Consider the following 19,158-nt stretch of genomic DNA (forward strand, 5'->3'; position numbering starts at 1 on the left):
GCAGCGTGTCGGGGTTTCAGGTGCTTCATGCGCCTCACCAAGCTCATGCGCGGATCGTGAAGCCCCGCGCGTAACCCGAAGCCGACGTCGCCTCGTCCCACACCTTGCCGTCGATCAGCGTTTGCCGCGCATCGGTGTCGGGCACGGATACACTGATATGCGCCGCGGCCTCGCGGTACAGCTGCGTCTGGTTGATCTGCGCCGCTATCTGCGCATAGTCCGGCCGCGCGTCGATCATGCCCCAGCGTTCGAACTGGGTAAGGAACCACGCGCCGTCCGAGGCACGCGGATAGTTGACCGCGCCTTCGTCGAAAAAGCGCAGCGGCAAACCGCGCGGCGCGCCGGCGGCGATCTCGTTGCCAAGTCGCGCGGCAATCAGCGCCGCGTCGATGCCGATGAATTCCGGGCGCGCCAGCCAGCGCGCGATCTCTTCGCGATGACCCGCGCCGTCGAGCCAGCGGCACGCTTCGAGCATGGTCTGCACCAGCGCGCGGGCGGTGTTCGGATGATCGCTGACGAAATCGCGCCGGCAGGCGAGGACTTTCTCCGGATGGTCCGGCCACACTTCGCTCGTGTAGGCGATGGTGCGGCCTACGCCTTGTGCTTCGGCGACGGTGTTCCACGGTTCGCCGACGCACAGGCCGTCGAGTTTGTCGCCGGCCAGCGCGTCGACCATTTGCGGCGGCGGAATCGCCACGCTGTCGATCTCGCGCAGCGGGTGAACGCCTTGCGCTGCCAGCCAGTAGTACAGCCACATGGCGTGCGTGCCGGTCGGGAAAGTCTGCGCGAACACCGGCCTGCGGCCGAGTGTGGCGAGCGCCTTGGGCAGCGTGCCGTGTGCGGCGAGTGCATCCGCGAGACGGTTCGACAGCGTGATGGCCTGGCCGTTGCGGTTGAGCACCATCAGCACGGCCATATCCGTGCGCGGACCGCCCAGGCCGAGTTGCACGCCGTAGATCATGCCGTAGAGCGCATGCGCCGCATCGAGTTCGCCGGAGCAGAGTTTGTCGCGCAGCGCGGCCCACGAAGGCTGACGGATCAGTTCGAGCGTGAGGCCGTGCGCGTGGCCGAATTCGAGCAGCTTGGCGGCGACGAGCGGCGCGGCGTCGGAGAGCGAGACGAAGCCCAGTCGCAGATGGGTTTTTTCGGGCGGTCCGAACGCAGCAGGCGCGATGGAAGCGGATGGAGATGGCGTAGGCGTATTCATGAGCGGCGCTTCATTTGAGCGAGTCGGCCGATGCGACGACGGCGCGGGCGACTTCGGCGAGTTTAACGCCCTGGTTCATCGCGCGCTTGCGCAGGTTGGCATAGGCGGCGTGCTCGCTGAGCTTCAACTGGTCCATCAGGAGTCGCTTGGCGCGGTCGATCAGCTTGCGCTCGGCGAGTTCGTTTTCCACTTGCGCGAGACGCTCGCGCAACTGCGATTCCTGCGCAAAGCGCGCGAGTGCGACTTCGAGAATCGGCGCCAGCCGCTCCGTCGCGAGACCTTCGACGAGGTACGCGGTGACGCCCGCGCCGACCGCGTCGCGAATCAGCTGCTGGTTGGCGTCGTGGCTGAACATGAGCACCGGACGCGGCGCCGTCGCGTTCATCACGGCAAGCTGTTCGAGCGTGTCGCGCGACGGCGATTCCGTGTCGATGATGATGACGTCCGGCCGCTCGCTTTCCACCACGCGATGCAACGCCTGCGGCGTCGCGGTGCCGGCGAGCATGTCGTAGCCGAGTCGCGCCAGCGCGTCGCGCAGGTCGCCAATCGGCTTGTCGGTATCGGTGACGAGGAGAACACGCAGCATGGGGGAGCTTGTTGAACGGCTTGACGACGGCTTTTGCCTTAGTTAAAGCAATGGCTGTGCCAATCGACGCGTTCGCCTGTGCATGTCAACGAAATCATGTGCTTAGCATGCGTCTTTACCGTTCGAGGTGCACTGGCGTGGGGCGCGGCGCTCGAATGCACCGAAGCGGCGCATTACGGCGGGCGCGGCTCGCGTGTGGCGTGTCAGGCGCTGCGAGGCGGGTTGCCGTGCGCTGCTTTGTGCAGGTCATCGCGCATGTCGTCATGCTGGTCATCGTGAAACTTGCCGCGCCATTCCAGCAGCGCGTGCTTGAGCGCGTCGACGGCATCGTCCCAAACGCCGGGTTCGCGCGCGCGGAACAGACGCATCGACGGATACCACGGGCTGTCCGCGCGACCGGCCAGCCAGCGCCATTCGGTGTAGGCGGGCACGAGCACCCACACCGGACGACCGGCCGCGCCCGCGAGATGCGCCGCCGATGTATCGGCCGTGATGAGCAGATCGAGTGTGGCGAGTATCGCGAGGGTGTCGTCGAAATTCTCGATAGCGGGACCGAGCGCGTGCAGATCGTATTCGTTGTCGAGGCCCACGCTGTCGCTTTCGTGAGCGCCTTTTTGAAGCGCGTACCACGTGATGCCGCTCACGCCGAGAAGCGGCGTCAGCGTGGTGAGGTCGATGGACCGGAAGCGGTCGAGTGGATGCGCGGGATTGCCCGCCCACACCAGACCGACGCGAAGGCGTGGTGTGCCCGCGTATCGCTCTGCATGCGGGCCGTTTGTCTCACAGGCCAAGATCCGATTGCGCCAGGACGCTTTGTTGTGCGGCGTGGCTGCGAGATACGGCATCTCGACTGCAGGCAGCATCGCGAGGTCGAGTTTCATATGTTCCGGCATCCTTAGCATTGGAGACCAGAAGTCGTAGAAGCCGCTCGGCGGCGTGGTGAAAACGTGCCGTATCGGCGGCATGCTGGCGGCCACATGAGCTACCGGCTCGCTCACCAGCACATCCACGATTGCGCCTCGACGATGCAACCATGACGCGAACCGGATGCACTGAATTTCGTCGCCGAGGCCCTGTTCGCCGACGAGCAGAAATACGCGGCCCGCGAGCGGTTCGCCTTGCCATTGCGCGCAGGCAAGCTGATCCGGCGGCCGGTTCGACCCGGCCAGCGCGTAAAACCAGCGGTATTGCCGCCAGCCCGCGTCGAATTCACCGAGCGCGAGCAACACGCCGGCAAGCTGGAATTGCAGGCGCGCATTGTCCGGTTGCAATCGCGCCGCGGCGAGGCTATGCGGCAGGCTTTCCGCCGTCTTGCCGCAGATGCTGAGCGCGCGCGCCGCGTTGTGATGCAGAAGCGCGTGGTCCGGCGCGAGCGCGAGTCCTTGTTGCGCGACGCTCAGCGCTGCGCTGAAGCAGTCGTGGGTGTTCAGAACGTAGGCGAGTGATTTCAAGGCCTCGGCGTCGCGGGCAAAACGCGCGCTGAGTTGCGCGACAAGTGTCGCCAGCGCGTGAGTGCGCTTCGCTGTCGCGAGCGCGGCAACGGCGTCGAGTCCGTCCTGCAAAGCGGTGTCGTCCGACGCCCATGCGCGCTGCCAATAGTCGGCGGCGTCGTCGACGAGACCTTGTTGTGTGCATAGACGTGCCAGCGCGCGCAGCGCGTGATGCAGGCCGGGATCGAAGTCGAGCGCGTGACGATAATGCGCGCGCGCTTCGTCGAAGCGGCCTGCGAGCCGCAGGCAATCCGCCATATTCCGATGCAGACTGGCGCTGCCGCCTGCCAGCGTGAACGCGCGCCGGTAGAGCGCTTCGGCCTCGGCAAGCTGATTGTCGGCCGCAGCCAGCAGACCGGCGTGCTCCCACCGTTGCGCGCACTCCGGTTCCACTTGCAGCGCGCGCCGCAGATAGCCGCGCGCGAGCGCCGTTTCGCCGGTGTGCACGCAGACGAGCGCCATGCGATGCAGCGCATGTGCATGCATCTGTGCCTGCACCTGTGCATGACGTGGCTGGCCGGCCAATGCCGCGCGATAGCAGCACAGCGCCTCGCGCATGCGTCGTGAAGCAAAGAGCGCGTCCGCGGTCCGGATCAGCGCGTCCGGGTCGGCATCGCCGTGATTCATTGCAGATTCTCGTGACTCGGAAGTGCGCCCGGCGCGTGAACGCCGGGCGCATCGGTGTGCTGCGGATCAGTCCAGGCCGTAGTAGGTGGCGAACGACTGGATGGAGACGTCGTCGATGGCTTGATCGGCGCTCACCATGGCGTAGTACGTACCCGGTGGAACCAGTTCGTATTTCGTGCAGGAGGCCGGCATGCCCGCCGACATGACCGACGTGCAATCGGGATCGACCATCGAAGCCGTCAGCGCCTTCATCGAAAGCGTGGCGCTGTCGCTTTGCGTGGACGGCATGAGCGTGAAGGTCAGCGTTTTCATGCCGACGCGAGCCAGGTTGCTTTTCGGTCCCGGCTCGACTGTCACCGCGAAATACATCCTGCCGCCGGCCTTCACCGGAAATCGCACGGCATAGGTGCTGTTCGTGATGTCCGTGACCAGCAAGGGCGCGACGTCGAAGCGCCGCGTCAGACGGTTCGACATGCCGTTGGCGTCCGTGACGGTGAGCGTGATTTCGTACGTGCCAGGCTGGTCGAAGTCGATCTCCGGATTGATCGAATGGTTTGTGGTCTGATCGCCACCGCCGTTACCGAAATTCCAGCTCCACGAGCGGATCGGCGCGCCGCGCGCGGTGGAAAGATCCGTGCACGAGACATGCATCAGGTCGACGCTTTGCGAGCAGTTGAAATTCGCCGCCGCCGGTATTTTTCCCGACCTCGCCGCGACGACGGCGGCGTTGGCGTCGAGAATGCCCGCGCCGATCGGCTGATCCGGCTTGCCTGGAAACGCTTGTGCGCTTTGTGTGAGCAGCGCGCGGATTTCGGCCGGCGAGAACGGCGTGGCCGCCACCGACTGCATCAGCGCGACCACGCCGCTGACCATCGGCGCGGCCATCGAGGTACCCGACATATAGCCGAAGCTGTCGGCGCCGGGTTGGGTCGTGCCGTTGTTGTACGTTGACCAGATCGAATCGCCGGGCGCGGCGAGGTCCACCGTGGGGCCGAAGTTGGATACGACATAGCGCGCGCCGAGACGGTTGGTGGCGCCGACGCTCACCACGTTGCGGCAATTGGCCGGCGAGAAGTTGGTCGCGCTGTAGCTATTGTTGCCTGCGGCCGCCACTACTACGGCGCCGCGACTGGTGGCGAAGTCGATCGCGTTCTGCAAGGTGGCTTCGCACGCTCCGCCGCCGCCGAGACTCACGTTCAGCACGTTGGCCGGATAGGGATTGTCCGGCACGCCCGCGATACTGCCGCCCGCGGCCCACATGATGCCGTCGGCGATGTCGGACGTAAAACCGGTGCCGCACGCGTTCAGCACGCGAACGGGCACGATCTTCGCGGCCGGCGCGACGCCCGCGATGCCGCTGCCGTTATTGGTCTGCGCCGCCGCGATCCCCGCGACGTGCGTGCCGTGCCATTGAACCGTGCATTTCTCCGTGACGATGCCGGGGTTGCTGCCGTTGCCGCCGCGACTCACCGAGGTGAAGTCGTAGCCGGGCAGGGCGTTGCCGCTGAGGTCGGCGTGATTCGTGGTGCCGTTGTCGACGATCGCGATGACCGAGCCCGCACCGCTCGCCTGGTCCCATGCGCCTTCGGCGCGTATGCCTGCGGTGGTCGTGCCGGGTTTGAGGTTGGACGTGAGCCCCCATTGCTTCGCGTATTCCGGATCGTTCGGCACCATGGTCGTCGACATCTCGCGGTCCACTTCGATGTATTCCACGTTCGGGTCCGAGGCGATCGCGCGCATGAACGCTTTCGCTTCGCCGCCATCGAGCTTGCGCGCAGTCGTGACCACGTCGGCGCCCACGCCCGTGCGGCGCAGATGATGCGCCTTCGCGGGAAACGCGTTTTGCAGACGGTCGAGCCGCGATTGCACGGCGGTCGTTGCGCTGCCTTCGGCGGTGCCCTTGCGGTATTTGACGATGAAGCGATCGTTGGACGCGTCGGCCGCGACGCCGCCCGAGTGGATCTTCAGCGACATGGCCAGCGACATCGTGGGCGAGGCGGCCGCCGATGCCGCGCCCGATTCGAGCGTCGGCGCGCTAGCGGGCGATGTTCCGCCGCTGTTGTTGCTTGCGCCGCCGGATCCGGTGTTGCCGCTGCACGCCGACAAGGCGAAAAACGCGGCGACGCAGGCAGCGCGTGTCAGCATGCCGAAGCGAATCGGCTGCCGCAGTCTGGACGCGTTGGGTGAGGTGTGCGGATGAGAGTCGTGTTGTCTGTTCTGGCTTTTTGTTTGTCTGCCTGGGTCGTGCATTTCTGTTTTGTCTCTTACGACATACCGCTCTGATTGCCCCTGTTTTTATGAAAGACGCCCCGCTGACGGTCATCGGTGCGACCGGGATGGAACTCACGGTCCGATGCGCGCAGCGATGCAGGCTTTTCATTTGTTGTTATTGTTTAAAAAATAGCCTGAACAGGAGAATAAATAGCTCGATCAGGTTGGGCAATCAGAAAATGTCGGTGTGCGCGTCGGACAAATTACGCGGCGAGTAGGGCGGGTAATGCGACCAGCGGGAACGGCTTGATTCCGTGGTGAATTTCCCGTTTATTTTGCGGCAAGCCATTTTTCATAACTGGACGGCGAGAACAGCAGGCTCACGCCCAGCATGACGGCGACGCTCGTGGCCAGCATGATCCACGCTGCGCCGAAGCCGCCGCTCCAGCCGCGCATCAGGCCGGCCACAACCGGCGCGACGGCCGCGACGATGAAGCCGACGCCTTGCGTGAACGCGACCAGCTTGCCCGCCACGGTCGGCTGCGCGGAGTGGTCCATGGCGGTGACGAGCGTCAGCGAAAACGTTCCGCCGAGGCCGGCTCCCGCTACGCCGACCCACAGCAACGGGGCGGCGTCGGGCCAGACGATCAGGCCGAGCAGACCGGCGAGTTGCGCCGACAGTCCCAGCAGCAGCCAGGGCCGGCGGTCGTGAAACGACGCCGCGGCCAGCGGCAGCAGCAGGGCCGCGGCGGCCTGAAACGCCGTCATGGAAGCGAGCAGCGATCCGCTGTCCGCGACGCTCACGCCGCGCTGCTGGTAGAACGCCGGCAGCCACGCGACCAAACTCGTATAACCGCCGTTGACGATGCCGAAATAGAGGCCGAGCGTCCACGCCCGCCGCGTGCGCCATAACGGCGGCGTCGCGGCCCGCGCTGGCGCGGTGGGTGCCGGAGCGGGTGTGGCCGTCGCCGCGGCGCGGCGGTTCAAAGCCAGCCAGACGAACAGGGCCAGCACGGCCGGTAGCGCCCACACGGCGAGACCCGCATGCCATGAATTCATCGCGGCGCCGACCATCGGACTCAGGCGCGCGCCCAAGCCGCCGCCGCCCATGATCGAGGCGGAAAACACGCCCATCGCGAGCGGCACGCGGCTGTGGAAGCGCTGCTTCAACACCGACGGCAGCAGCGCCTGAATGGCGGCGACACCCACGCCGGCGAGCGCCGCCGTCAGGAGCAGCGAGGCGCCGCTCGCGGCGGTCCAGCGCGCCGCGCAGGCGAGCGCGATGGCCAGCAGGCCGAGCGCCACGCCGCGCGTTTCGCCGACCCAACACGCCAGCGCGGCCGCACCGAAGGCGCCGACGCCCATCGCGACGACCGGCAGGCTGGTCAGCAGCGAAGCGCCGTAGAAGCTCAGGCCCGTCCCGTCGCGAATCGTGTTCATGAGCGGGCTGATCGAGGTCAGCAAGGGCCGCAGATTGATGCCGATCGCGACGATCGCGGCGAGCCAGACGAGATCCTGCCGCGTCAACGGAGTCGCGCGGGCAGCGGTGCCGGCGTGGGGGCGGGCGTGGGAACGGGAATCGGGCGCGGCGCGGGAGGGCGAATTCACGATAGACCTTGAAGTAAGCAGCGACGCCGCGCTTCGGGGTCGCAGGGACCGCGCGGTCTGATCGGTTTATGGTCAACCATAATATCAAAAAATGGTTAACCATTTCCGTGATGTCCGGTATAGCGCCGATCGTGGTTTTCCGGCGGAGCCGGTGTCTGCGCGTAAAATCCTGAGCCCTGTTCGAACCCGAGCGCACCGCAGCGAACCGCAGCGAACCCACGCGCGCCTGGATCATTTCGTCACCTCGTCACCTTGCACGCCCATGACCGATCTCTTTGCCACCGCGCCGCGCGCGCCGCTCGCCGAGCAGTTGCGGCCCGAATCGCTCGACGATGTCGTGGGGCAGTCCCACCTGCTCGGCGAGGGCAAGCCGCTGCGGCTCGCGCTCGATTCGCGCCGGCTGCACTCGTTCATTCTTTGGGGACCGCCCGGCGTCGGCAAAACGACGATCGCGCGGCTTGCGGCACGCGCGTTCGACTACGAATTCATCGCGGAATCGGCGGTGGCCGCCGGGGTGAAGGAATTGCGCGAGGCCGCCGCGCGCGCCCAGCAGGTGCTCGATCATCAGGGACGCTCGACGGTGCTGTTTCTCGACGAGATCCATCGCCTGAACAAGAGTCAGCAGGACGCTCTGCTGCCGCACGTGGAGATCGGCCGTCTGACGCTGATCGGCGCGACCACGGAGAATCCGAGTTTCGAGGTTAATAGCGCGCTGTTGTCGCGCGCTCAGGTCTACGTGCTCGAGCCGCTTTCCGACGACGAGTTGCGCCAGCTTTTCACGCGCGCACAAACGGTATTGGGAACGCCGACCTTCGAGTCATCCGCGCTCGACGCCGTGATCGGTTTTGCCGACGGCGACGGCCGCAAGTTTCTGAACCTCGTCGAGCAGCTTGCGAACGCCGCGCGGGCTGCGGGCCTGGAGAGGATCGACGCGGGCTTCGTCGGCAGTGCGTCGGTGGCGAGTGCACGACGTTTCGACAAAGGCGGCGAGGCGTTTTACGACCAGATTTCGGCGCTGATCAAATCCGCGCGCGGCTCCGATCCGGACGCGGCCCTGTACTGGATGGCGCGCATGATCGACGGCGGCGTCGACGTGCGTTATCTCGCGCGGCGCATCGTGATTCTGGCAAGCGAGGAGGTGGGCAATGCCGATCCGCGCGCGCTGCAACTGGCCCTGAACGCGGCCGAGGCCTACGAGCGGCTCGGCTCGCCGGAAGGCGAACTGGCGCTGGCGCAGGCGCTCGTGTACATCGCCGTGGCGCCGAAGTCGAACGCCGTGAGCATGGCCTGGCATCAGGCCTTGTCGTTCGTGCGGAACGATCGCACGCGACCGGTGCCGCTGCATCTGCGTAACGCGCCGACGCAATTGATGAAGGACCTCGGCTACAAGAAGGACTACCGCTATGCGCATGACGAGCCGGAGGCGTACGCGGCGGCCGAGCACTACTTCCCGGAAGACCTCGCCGCGCAACGCTGGTACGAGCCCGTGCCGCGCGGCCTGGAAATCCGGATCGCCGACAAGCTGAAGCACCTGCGCGAACTCGACGAGCAGGCGCGCAAAGACGGCGGCGGCGAGGCGCCCCGCCGGGACAGCTAACGCCGGCGCATCATTCGAACGCCGGCGCCTCGACCATTCTCAACGATCCACGCGTTGCTGCAGGCTGGCCGGATAGCGATCGCCGACGATGGTGATCTGCTCGAGCGCCGACTCGATCGCGGCAAGATCGGCCGCCGACAATGCCACGCTCGCCGCGCCCACGTTCTCTTCCAGTCGATGCAGTTTGGTCGTGCCCGGAATCGGCACGATCCACGGCTGCTGTGCCAGCAGCCACGCCAGGGCGATCTGGGCGCGCGTGGCGCCGCGTTCGCCGGCAATCTTGCCCAGCACCTCGACGAGACCCGCATTGGCCTTGCGATTCTCTTCGGAGAAACGCGGCACGAGATTACGGAAGTCGGTTTTGTCGAACGAGGTGGTCGCGTCGATCGCGCCGGTCAGGAAGCCGCGGCCGAGCGGGCTGAACGGCACGAAGCCGATGCCGAGTTCCTTGAGCGTCGGCAGCACGGTTTTTTCCGGCTCGCGCCACCACAGCGAATACTCGCTCTGCAAGGCGGCCACGGGTTGCACGGCGTGCGCGCGGCGGATCGACTGCGCGCCGGCTTCGGACAGGCCGAAGTGCTTCACCTTGCCTTCGGCGATCAGATCCTTGACTGCGCCGGCCACGTCTTCGATCGGCACATTCGGATCGACGCGATGCTGGTAGAAAAGATCGATGCGGTCGGTTTTCAGCCGTTTGAGCGACGCTTCGGCCACCGCGCGAATGTGCTCGGGGCGGCTATCGAGCGGCTGCTTCGAGTCGCCGTTCTGAAAGCCGAACTTGGTGGCGATCACGACCTGATCGCGAAACGGCGCGAGCGCCTCGCCCACCAGTTCCTCGTTGACGAACGGCCCGTAGCATTCGGCGGTGTCGAATAGCGTGACGCCTTTCTCGACGGCGGCGCGAATCAAGCGGATGCCCTCGCTTTTTTCCGTGGCCGGCCCGTAGCCGAAGCTCAAGCCCATGCAGCCTAGGCCGATCGCCGATACTGCCGGACCGCCATTACCCAGTGTGCGCTTTTGCATGTGAAGACTCCTGTCGAAAAGTGGCAGGCGCGGTGCCGACCGGAATCTCCGGCGCGACCCCACGCTGTAGGGGAGTCAATCTTAGTCTGCTGTGCGTGGTTCAACAATATGGCTAGAATCGCATGAGGTTATGAGGAAATTTCACCGATGCTGCGTGCCGGTCTGTCCGAACTCAACGTGTTTGTCGCGATTGCTCATCAGCGCAGCTTCAGTGCCGCGGCGCGTACGCTCGGGGTGTCGCCGTCGGCGCTCAGTCACGCCATGCGCGGCCTGGAAGGGCGGCTCGGCGTGCGATTGTTTAACCGGACCACGCGCTCGGTCGCGCTCACCGAAGCCGGCGAGCAACTGTTGCGGCGCGTTGCGCCCGCCATTGCCGATCTCGAAGACGCGGTGAACGAGGTGACGTCGGCGCGCGACCGGCCGTCGGGATCGATTCGCATCAGCGCGTCCGAGTCCGCCGCAAAATTGCTCGTGCGCAACGTGCTGCCCGGTTTCCTCGCGACCTATCCGGACATTCACGTCGAGTTCGTCGTCGATACGCGGCTGGTCGATATCGTCGCGGACGGTTTCGACGCCGGCATTCGCGTGCTGGAAGACGTGCCGCGCGACATGATCGCGGTCCGCTTCGGCGCCGACATGCGCTTTGCCGCAGTCGCGTCGCCGGCGTACTTCGCAGCTCACGAAGCGCCGCGGGCGCCGCACGATCTGGCGCAGCATCGCTGTATCCGTTTTCGTTTCGAAAGCGGCACGCTGTATCGCTGGGATCTGGAGCAGCACGGCAAAAGCGCGAGTATCGACGTCGACGGTCCTATGACGCTCGGCAATCTGAATCTGATGGTCGAAGCGGCGCTGGCCGGGATCGGCATTGCCTGGGTGCCGGATCATCTCGTGAGCGCGCACCTGGCGTCGGGGCAACTGGTGCGGGTGCTGGCCGAATGGAGCCCGTCGTTTGCGGGGCTGTGCCTGTATTACCCGGCCAATCGCCATCCGCCGACGGCCTTGCGCCTGTTCGCGCAGGCGGTGCGTGACTGGGCCGAGGCCGCGGGCTTGCCCTGAGGCGCGGCATGCCGCGCGCGGTGTCATGCGATGCCGTGCGGTGCCGCGCCGTTTTGCAATGGTTCGCACCGTGAGGCGAACGGCCGGGGTGATTTGTGAATTTTTCGCACAAGGCCATGCGCGTGGATCGCCTTCTGCTCGTGTCGCGCCGACATTAACATCGGCCGATTGTGCTTTCACGAAACAGGAGTTCGAACCATGACGCAAAACATCGCCGACAAAGTCGTCGTTATCACCGGCGCGAGCAGCGGGCTGGGCGAAGCCACGGCGCGTCTGCTGGCGTCGCAGGGCGCGGCGGTCGTGCTGGGCGCGCGGCGCGTCGAGCGGATCGACGCGCTGGCGGCGGCCATCGTCGCCGACGGCGGCAAGGCGCTCGCCGTGGCCACCGACGTGACGGATGCATCGCAGGTCCAACGCCTCGTCGACAAGGCGGTCGAGACCTACGGCCGCGTCGACGTGATGCTGAACAACGCGGGTCTGATGCCGCACTCGCTGCTCGAACGCGGCAAGATCGAAGACTGGGACCGCATGATCGACGTGAACCTGAAAGGCGTGCTGTACGGCATCGCCGCTGCGTTGCCGATCATGAAAACGCAGAAAAGCGGGCACATCATCAACGTGTCGTCGGTGGCCGGTCACAAGGTGCGGCAGGGCAGCGCGGTGTATGCGGCCACCAAGGCCGCCGTGCGAATGCTCTCCGAAGGGCTGCGTCTCGAGGTGAAGCCGTACAACATCCGCACGACGATCGTGTCGCCGGGCGCGGTCGCGACCGAATTGCCGGACAGCGTGACGGAGCCGGACGTGGCGAAGGGCGTCCAGGAGTTCTACGAGCAGCATGCGATTCCGGCGGAGTCGTTCGCACGCGTCGTGGCATTCGCAATGAGCCAGCCCGACGACGTCGATCTGAACGAAATCCTGTTCCGACCGACGAGTCAGGAGTTGTAAGCGGTCGTGAGTGAGCCATGAGCGGACCATGAACGACGCCGTTGCGCGGATGGCGGCCCCGCGGCCCGGCAGGCGATATTTTTTGGCGGCGGCCGCGCCGGGCGATCGACGTCGCTACAATGCCGGCGACTGTCCCGCTTTCCGACACCGAATCCATGGCTCCACGCTCTCCACGATCGTCGTCCGCCGACACGGCCCTGCCTGCCTCCCATTCCGCCGACACCGAAACGGCGAGCGTCGAGGCGCGCATCTATTCGGCGATCACCACGGCGCTTCTGCAGGGCCGTCTGCGGCCGGGCGCGCAACTGGTCGAGCGCGATCTCGCCGCGGCGTTCGGCTGCACGCGCGGCGCGCTGCGCAAGGTCCTGGCGCGGCTTGGGTTCGAGGGCAAGCTGGTGCTCGAAGCGAATCGCGGTGCGTTCGTGCCGTCGCCGTCCGAGGCCGACGTGCGCCAGGTTTATCGCGCGCGCCAGATCGTCGAGGCGGGGATTGTCGCGGCGTTATGCGGGCACGTGAGCGCGAGCCACAAGCGTCGCTTGCGGGCGCACGTGCGCAGCGAGGAAAAGGCGTCGAAAGCAGGTGCGCTCGACGAGTCCGTGCGGCTCGCCGGCCAGTTTCACGTGCTGCTGACGGAACTCGCGGGCGGCACCGAACTGCTCGGGCTGGTCGGGCAACTGGTCGGCAAGACCGAGTTGTATAAGGCGCTCTACGATCCGTCGAAAGGCTCGACCTGCTCGGCCGACGAACATCTGCAAATTATCGAGGCGCTGGAAGCGGGCGATCTGCACGCGGCCCTCGCGGCCATGCGCGAGCACTTGTCGGAACTGGAAGAGCGGGTGGTGGAGCAGATGCGCGCAAGCACCGCGGGAGAAGATCTCGGCGCGGTTTTTGGCGTACGGGTGAACTAGAGAGGCACGCGGCAGGCTGAGCCTGCTCTTGCGTGATTCCTGCGACGCCGCAAACGCGCCGCTCGGGCCTGAGCGTAGAGGTCAGGCCGGAGTGGGCGCGTAGAAAGCTTCGAGGCTTCGAGGCTTCGCAAACATCGACGTGCTGCGGTTCTCGCCACAGCGAATACCGCAATGGATGCAGCAACCGATGCTGCGACTGACGCTGCGCTCGAAGCCGGTCGATCCGGTCTTATCGCGCTAGCGTGACGCCGGCATCAACGACGGCGGAATTGCGAGTTGCGTGCGCCGCCGCCACCGGTGGCGCGCTCGTCTTTGTGACGGAAATTGATCCGGCCTTTGGTCAGATCGTAAACCGACAGTTCCAGCGTAACGCGGTCACCCGCGAGAATACGGATGTGGTTCTTGCGCATGCGTCCGGACGCGTAAGCGCCAACCACGACGCCGTTGTCGAGCGTGACGCGGTAGCGGCTATCCGGAAGTACTTCGTCGACGATACCGTCAAGTTCAAGCAGTTCTTCTTTCGCCATGCATAACTCCTGGTCGATGGGATTGGTTTTTTGCCGCGCCGCCGGTTTGACCGGCCGGAACGGTGTTCGATACGGTTGACAGCGGGTGTCGAACCCACCGTCTTGCGGCAACCACGGTTACCGCGGATTCGCTGATATTACCGCTCAAAGATCGGCGACGGATTGACCGTCGACGCGACCGTCGATCAACTGCTCGGCGTGGGCCATGCAAGCGATGCGCGCCTTGCCCGTGCCGTCGAACGGAAACAGATACTGCAGGCGGAACACACGGCCGTCGGCTGCCGGATTGGCGCCCACGCGGCAGATGCGTACCGACGCGTCATAACCGGCGTCCGGGTTGCGGCTCGTTTGACCGTCCGTCGGGCGGCGCGGATAGACGAGCGGGTGAATCTCGTAACCCTTGTACGTCTTGACAACTGAATTCATGTAGCACGTGTCCTGTATTACGTGGCTGCCGTGTCACGCGTGTTACGCGCGGCAAGACGGGCCGGGCAGCGCAGCACCTTGGGGCGCGCCGCCATGGAAAAAGGTTGGCACAGGCCCGATGGCGAGGGCTTGAGCGCGGCCGCGCACAGTCGCGGATTCAATGGAGAAGAAACACGCTGATGTCGCGCAGACACCGGGCGCGTAAGCCGAGCAACTCAGCTGAGCATCTCAGCTGTACAACTCGCGACGGCGAATGCATGCGGCGCATTGCCGGAGTGACGGGATCGCCGACAGGCGGCGGTCGAACAGTCTGGAGTGGTGCGGAGATGCCGATGGGACTGTCTGGTGCTGCCGATGCTACGGATGCGGAATACAGCTATTCCAATATGATGCACTAAATGGGGCTAATTGGATAGCAAAAAGTTCCGCGCATGGCGGAACCGCCCGTGCGACGGGCCTTGGGCGCGAACGACCCGAGGCCCGTGGCGTGGCGCGATGCGCGGCGACCCGCCTGCGACGGGGCGCGGCGCTTGCCGATCGTTCGGGCGCCGGCCTTCAGGCCGATGGCGCTCGAAGAAAATCGATGAAAACCGGCGAAAACCGTTGAAACCCGCTCAAGCTCAGCGCGACGTTTCCGCCACGCGTTTTTGCAACTCGCGCGACGCCGCCAGCGGAATGCGCGCGTCGTCCCAGCCGGCCAGCCATTCCACTTCCTTCGACGTGAAAATCTGGCCGTGATTGCGCAGCGTGTATTGCAGCGAATCGATGATGTGATTGCGGATGATCTCGGGCGTGCCCTCGTCATCGAGCACGGCGCGAAACGCTTCGAGCGTAGCCATCTGTTGCTCCGTCAAATAGATGGGTCTGTTATCGCACGAAAAAAAACACGCCGCCACGCCGACAAAATTCGCGCTGTGCGCACGCAACAGGCTCGCAGTGCGAATGTGGCGCGGTGACGGCGGCATGGCGCGCACGACACGGCTCGTCGGCCGATATGGCCCCGCGGCAAGCACACCGTTCTGCATCGCAATGACGCGGCGCGAGTCATGAACGCGCTTATCGGCGCGCTCGTCGGCGTGGGGTCGCCGATCACAGGTCCGGTGGCTACAATGGCGGGTCCGCGTCGCGAGGCGGCCCGCGCTTCGTGGGCGCCGGCGTTGCGCTGCTTCCTTCGAACCCTGCGATTGTCCGATGCGCAAACCAAACACCACGCCTGTGAAAGATCTGCTGCTGGAACGCTATGCACCTGTCGCGGACGGTATCGCGGCGCTGTTCTATCCGTGCGCCGAAGTGGTGATCCACGACCTGCGCGATCAGCGCATCGCGTATCTCGCGAACAATCTCTCGAAGCTGGAAGTGGGCGGTCCTTCGGTGCTCGACGAAATCCACTACGCGGCGCGCGGGCGCACCATCGGCCCCTATGAAAAGCTCAACTGGGACGGCCGGCGCATGCGCTGCGTGAGCAACATCCTGTTCGACGACGACGGTAAGCCGGCCGGCATGCTGTGCATCAACTTCAACATTGCGGTGTTCGAAGACGTGCGCGCCACGCTCGATCTGTTCATCAAAGGCGGCTCGCTCACCGACGCGCCCTCGGAAGACCTGTTTCGCGACGACTGGCAGGATCGCATCAACACGTTCCTGCACACGTGGCTGCGCGAACGGCAGATCGGCGTGAATGCGCTCACGCGCGAGCACAAGCGCGAAATCGTCGAGGCGTTGCACGCGCAAGGCGCGTTTCGCGGCCGCAGTTCGGCGAACTACGTGGCCGCGGTGCTGACCATGGGACGCGCGACGGTCTACAAGATTCTGAAGCAGATGAAAGAGGGCGGCTGACGCCGGCATGGCCGACGCCGCTGCGAGGCACGGTTTTCAATTCAACGGGGAAGGCGAATGGTGCGCTACCGGCATTACAAAGGCGGAATTTACGAGTTCATCTGCGAAGCGACGCTCGAGTCCGATCCGACGGTCATCATGATCGTCTACAAAGCGGCGAATGGTACGATCTGGACACGTCCGGCTTCGGTGTTTTTCGAACTGGTCGAGGTCGACGGCGAGAAAATACCGCGCTTCGCACCGATCAATTAGGCGTGCCGCGCGCAGGCGTTTTCTTCAGGTCGCGCACGTAGCGTCGCACGTAGCGTATAACGCAGCGCGCACCCGTTCGCACAGCGTCAAAACTTGCATCACCAACCGCACAATCAACAGGAATCTGCATGCGTCTATTGCTTGCCATCATCTTGCCGTGGTTTCAGTTCTTCACGATCGGCCGTCCGTTTGCCGGCATCATCTGCCTGATTCTGCAGATCACCCTGATCGGCTGGATCCCGGCTGCGATCTGGTCGGTGTATGCGTTGAGCCAGTACACCACCGACAAGAAAATTGCCCGCGCCATGGGCAGCGGCCGTTAAGCCGGCGCATTGCTAGCGCGGCGTCGATGCCGCCGCGTCCGGCACGTCGAGCACCAGATCGGTTTCGGCGATTGCCACGCAAGGCAGGATGTAGCCCTCGGCTTTTTCTTCGCGGCTCAGGCCCGGCCATTCGATCGTATAGCGCACGCGTCCCGCCGTCATTTTGCACAGACAGGTGCGGCACGTGCCGTTGCGGCACGAACGCGGCAAACGCAGATTCGCAAAGCCCGCGGCTTCGAGAATCGTCAGGGTGTCGGGCGCCTCGAAGGTTTCGCCGAGCGGTTCGACGCGAACGAGCGGCGGACGGGATGGGTCGGACATCGTGAGAATGACTGCGCGGCAGTGGTGACGGGTTGCGCGACACTTTACACGCTGGCGCGCCCGACCATCCGCGCGCTGGGCGGTTTCAGCGCCTGTCGTTCAACGCGCGATTTTCCATGCGCGCGATTGCGCGGCTTGCGAGTGACTTTGCAACGCACGTTCAGTGCGTACTGCCGCGCCGCAAATACCGGTACACCGTATTGCGCGCCAGTCCCAGTTCGCGAGCCGCCGCCGACACATTGCCGTCCAGCCTCGCGAGCGTCTGCTCGATCAGAACCGTTTGCCAGTCTTCCATGCGCGCCGGCGCCGTCGGCTGCGCCGATACGGGCGCACAATCGCGCTGACGGTTCACGTCGCCCTCGCGTTGCATGCCCTCTGCGTGCGCGCGCTGACCCTCACCTGCCGTACTAACGCCACGGGTCGCGTCGTCGGCGTTCATGCAATCCTGCAAGAAGTCTTCCGGCAGATCGTCGAGTTCGATCTGATGCGTGCCTTCGGCCATGATGCTGGACGTGCGCAGCACATTGGCGAGCTGTCGCAGATTGCCGGGCCAGCGGCATTGCGCAAAGCGTTCGAGCACGGCCTCGGATACCCGTCGCGGCAGACGTTCGCTCTCCGGCTGCAAGGCCAGCATGCGCGTGACGAGCGCCGCGAGGTCGGTGCGATCGCGCAGCGCGGGCAGCGTCACGACGAGCCCGTTGATGCGGTAATACAGGTCTTCGCGGAACGTGCCGGCTTCGATCATCTCGCGCAGATTGCGGTGCGTCGCGCAGACGATGCGCAGATCGACCGGAATCGCACGCGTTCCGCCGAGCGGCACGACGGTGCGCTCCTGCAGCACGCGCATGAGGCGCACCTGCTGCGCGAGCGGCATGTCGCCGATTTCGTCGAGAAACAGCGTGCCGCCGTCCGCCTGCACGATCTTGCCGACGCTGCCGCGTTTCTTCGCGCCGGTGAAGGCGCCGTCTTCGTAGCCGAACAGTTCGGCTTCGATCAGCGTGTCGGGCAGCGACGCGCAATTGAGCGCGACGAAGGGCGCGTCGCGCCGGGGCGAGTCGTGGTGAATCGCGCGGGCGAGCCACTCCTTGCCAGTGCCGGTCTTGCCGAGTACGAGAATCGGAATGTCGCGGCCACGCAGCTTGGCCACGCGCCGCAGGACGGCGGCGACCTGCGCGTCGCCGGTGTCGAGTTTTTCGAGCGTGGCGAGCGGCCGCGCTTCGTAGTGCCGTGCCGGTCGTGCCGGATGCGCGACGCGCGTGGAACGCATCGTCGCCGGATTCGTGTCGTTGCCGGACGGCTCGCCGGCGACGTCGCCATAAGGCGCCATGAAGCGCGGGGCGGCATATTCGCCGCGCGCCACCACGCGCACGCCGCTCGGCAAGGTTAGCGTGATGTTTTCGCCGGGCGCGCGCGTGGCCTGCTGCACGATCTGCGCGAACGGCACGCCGAACACGGCGTCGAACGATTGTCTTTGCAGATCGGCGAGCGGCTGGCCGAACTGGAACAGACCGCTGCGATTCGCCGAGAGAAACGAGCCGTCGGGCGCGAAGGCCGCGAGCCCTTCGAACAGCGTGCCGATGAATTCCTGACGCGCATGGAAGTGCACGCGGATGGCGTCGGCGAATTGATTGGAGAACAGATGATTTTCGATCATCTGCGCCGACATTCTGACGAGCGCCAGTGTGTGCTTGTGAAAGCCGCGCGTGTCGCCGCTGACGTCGAGCGCACCGACCGTGCGTCCGAACGGATCGGCGATCGGCGCGCACGAGCAGGTGAGGATACGGTTGGCGTGCAGGAAGTGCTGACCCGCATGCACGACGGTCGGCTGGCCGTCCACCAGCGCGGTGCCGATGGCATTCGTGCCACGATCCGCTTCCGCCCAGGAGACGCCCGGACACAGCGCCACGCGATTCGCCTTGGCGACGAAGTCGCTGTCGCCGAGACTGTGCAGGATCACGCCGCGGCTGTCGGTTAGCAGCACCATGCTTTGCGTATCCACGATCTGCGCGTGCAGCGATTCCATGACCGGCAACGCATGCGTGTAAAGCGACTGATTGCGTTCGACGAGTTCGCGCAAGGCAGTGCGCGCGAGCGGCTGGAAGTCCGGCGTTTCCGACTGGCGCAGACCCACGTCGAGCGAGCGCGCATGCGCCTGCGCGAGAAGATCGGGCCGGCCGATGGTGGCCGGCGAGGCAGAGCGATGAACCAAGGCATG

At 65.4% G+C, this 19,158-nt stretch carries 19 protein-coding genes; 8 read left to right on the plus strand and 11 right to left on the minus strand.

Features of this window, described 5'->3' with window-relative positions; translation table 11 throughout:
- Nucleotides 1-43 precede the first annotated feature (43 nt).
- From P3T18_RS14600 to P3T18_RS14615, 4 genes are all read right to left on the minus strand, one after another.
- On the minus strand, nucleotides 44-1,207 hold the full coding sequence (locus P3T18_RS14600) for a CmpA/NrtA family ABC transporter substrate-binding protein (RefSeq protein ID WP_429300628.1): 1,164 nt from the start codon (nucleotides 1,205-1,207) through the stop codon (nucleotides 44-46).
- Nucleotides 1,208-1,217: 10 nt separating this feature from the next.
- A complete protein-coding gene (locus tag P3T18_RS14605) occupies nucleotides 1,218-1,793 on the minus strand; it encodes an ANTAR domain-containing response regulator (protein ID WP_429300629.1) in 576 nt (191 codons plus the stop codon).
- A 203-nt stretch (nucleotides 1,794-1,996) separates the two neighbouring features.
- The gene (locus P3T18_RS14610; RefSeq protein WP_429300630.1) at nucleotides 1,997-3,910 is read right to left on the minus strand and encodes a tetratricopeptide repeat protein; all 1,914 of its coding nucleotides are present in this window, start codon (nucleotides 3,908-3,910) and stop codon (nucleotides 1,997-1,999) included.
- A gap of 66 nt (nucleotides 3,911-3,976) precedes the next feature.
- Nucleotides 3,977-5,884 (minus strand): S8 family serine peptidase, encoded by a 1,908-nt coding sequence (locus P3T18_RS14615; RefSeq protein ID WP_429300631.1) that lies wholly within the window; start codon nucleotides 5,882-5,884, stop codon nucleotides 3,977-3,979.
- Between P3T18_RS14615 and P3T18_RS14620 the strand changes: the two genes are divergently transcribed.
- The gene (locus P3T18_RS14620) at nucleotides 5,883-6,110 is read left to right on the plus strand and encodes a hypothetical protein (RefSeq protein ID WP_429300632.1); all 228 of its coding nucleotides are present in this window, start codon (nucleotides 5,883-5,885) and stop codon (nucleotides 6,108-6,110) included. The two genes, P3T18_RS14615 and P3T18_RS14620, sit on opposite strands and share 2 nt — an antisense overlap.
- 341 nt (nucleotides 6,111-6,451) lie before the next feature.
- Here the strand turns inward: P3T18_RS14620 and P3T18_RS14625 are convergent, their stop codons facing one another.
- Nucleotides 6,452-7,729 (minus strand): cyanate transporter, encoded by a 1,278-nt coding sequence (locus P3T18_RS14625; RefSeq protein ID WP_429300633.1) that lies wholly within the window; start codon nucleotides 7,727-7,729, stop codon nucleotides 6,452-6,454.
- A gap of 262 nt (nucleotides 7,730-7,991) precedes the next feature.
- On the opposite strand from P3T18_RS14625, the gene P3T18_RS14630 reads away from it, so the two are divergent.
- Complete coding sequence (locus P3T18_RS14630) at nucleotides 7,992-9,326, plus strand: replication-associated recombination protein A (protein WP_429300634.1); 1,335 nt, start codon at nucleotides 7,992-7,994, stop codon at nucleotides 9,324-9,326.
- Between the two features lie 39 nt (nucleotides 9,327-9,365).
- Here P3T18_RS14630 and P3T18_RS14635 read toward each other — a convergent pair whose 3' ends face one another.
- Nucleotides 9,366-10,349: an aldo/keto reductase gene (locus P3T18_RS14635; RefSeq protein ID WP_429300635.1), complete on the minus strand. Its 984-nt coding sequence runs from the start codon at nucleotides 10,347-10,349 to the stop codon at nucleotides 9,366-9,368.
- Between the two features lie 147 nt (nucleotides 10,350-10,496).
- Here P3T18_RS14635 and P3T18_RS14640 point away from each other — a divergent pair, with 147 nt between their 5' ends.
- The 3 genes from P3T18_RS14640 (at nucleotide 10,497) to P3T18_RS14650 (ending at nucleotide 13,258) form a co-directional block, all read left to right on the plus strand.
- A complete protein-coding gene (locus tag P3T18_RS14640; RefSeq protein ID WP_429300636.1) occupies nucleotides 10,497-11,405 on the plus strand; it encodes a LysR substrate-binding domain-containing protein in 909 nt (302 codons plus the stop codon).
- A 198-nt stretch (nucleotides 11,406-11,603) separates the two neighbouring features.
- Nucleotides 11,604-12,350, plus strand: a complete 747-nt coding sequence (locus P3T18_RS14645) for an SDR family oxidoreductase (protein WP_429300637.1) — start codon at nucleotides 11,604-11,606, stop codon at nucleotides 12,348-12,350.
- A gap of 155 nt (nucleotides 12,351-12,505) precedes the next feature.
- Nucleotides 12,506-13,258 (plus strand): GntR family transcriptional regulator, encoded by a 753-nt coding sequence (locus P3T18_RS14650; protein ID WP_429300638.1) that lies wholly within the window; start codon nucleotides 12,506-12,508, stop codon nucleotides 13,256-13,258.
- A gap of 254 nt (nucleotides 13,259-13,512) precedes the next feature.
- On the opposite strand, the gene infA is transcribed toward P3T18_RS14650, so the two are convergent.
- From infA to P3T18_RS14665, 3 genes are all read right to left on the minus strand, one after another.
- Nucleotides 13,513-13,785 (minus strand): translation initiation factor IF-1, encoded by a 273-nt coding sequence (gene infA / locus P3T18_RS14655; RefSeq protein ID WP_007177610.1) that lies wholly within the window; start codon nucleotides 13,783-13,785, stop codon nucleotides 13,513-13,515.
- 144 nt (nucleotides 13,786-13,929) lie between these two features.
- Nucleotides 13,930-14,211 carry a hypothetical protein gene (locus P3T18_RS14660; RefSeq protein ID WP_211610712.1) on the minus strand — a complete coding sequence of 94 codons (282 nt, stop codon included), beginning with the start codon at nucleotides 14,209-14,211 and terminating at the stop codon, nucleotides 13,930-13,932.
- 620 nt (nucleotides 14,212-14,831) lie between these two features.
- Nucleotides 14,832-15,050: a hypothetical protein gene (locus P3T18_RS14665; protein ID WP_106277571.1), complete on the minus strand. Its 219-nt coding sequence runs from the start codon at nucleotides 15,048-15,050 to the stop codon at nucleotides 14,832-14,834.
- A gap of 352 nt (nucleotides 15,051-15,402) precedes the next feature.
- Between P3T18_RS14665 and P3T18_RS14670 the strand changes: the two genes are divergently transcribed.
- The 3 genes from P3T18_RS14670 to P3T18_RS14680 all read left to right on the plus strand — a co-directional run bounded on the left by P3T18_RS14670 (nucleotide 15,403) and on the right by P3T18_RS14680 (nucleotide 16,622).
- The gene (locus P3T18_RS14670) at nucleotides 15,403-16,047 is read left to right on the plus strand and encodes a helix-turn-helix transcriptional regulator (protein WP_429300639.1); all 645 of its coding nucleotides are present in this window, start codon (nucleotides 15,403-15,405) and stop codon (nucleotides 16,045-16,047) included.
- A gap of 57 nt (nucleotides 16,048-16,104) precedes the next feature.
- Nucleotides 16,105-16,299 carry a DUF1653 domain-containing protein gene (locus P3T18_RS14675; protein ID WP_429300640.1) on the plus strand — a complete coding sequence of 65 codons (195 nt, stop codon included), beginning with the start codon at nucleotides 16,105-16,107 and terminating at the stop codon, nucleotides 16,297-16,299.
- A 128-nt stretch (nucleotides 16,300-16,427) separates the two neighbouring features.
- Nucleotides 16,428-16,622 carry a YqaE/Pmp3 family membrane protein gene (locus P3T18_RS14680; protein ID WP_325046827.1) on the plus strand — a complete coding sequence of 65 codons (195 nt, stop codon included), beginning with the start codon at nucleotides 16,428-16,430 and terminating at the stop codon, nucleotides 16,620-16,622.
- Between the two features lie 12 nt (nucleotides 16,623-16,634).
- Here the strand turns inward: P3T18_RS14680 and P3T18_RS14685 are convergent, their stop codons facing one another.
- A complete protein-coding gene (locus P3T18_RS14685) occupies nucleotides 16,635-16,943 on the minus strand; it encodes a 2Fe-2S iron-sulfur cluster-binding protein (RefSeq protein ID WP_429300641.1) in 309 nt (102 codons plus the stop codon).
- 160 nt (nucleotides 16,944-17,103) lie between these two features.
- Entirely contained in the window at nucleotides 17,104-19,152 is a 2,049-nt protein-coding gene (locus tag P3T18_RS14690) for a sigma-54-dependent Fis family transcriptional regulator (protein ID WP_429300642.1), read from the minus strand.
- Between the last annotated feature and the right edge of the window lie 6 nt (nucleotides 19,153-19,158).

The sequence above is a fragment of the Paraburkholderia sp. GAS199 genome, assembly GCF_050436585.1.
GTDB lineage: Bacteria > Pseudomonadota > Gammaproteobacteria > Burkholderiales > Burkholderiaceae > Paraburkholderia.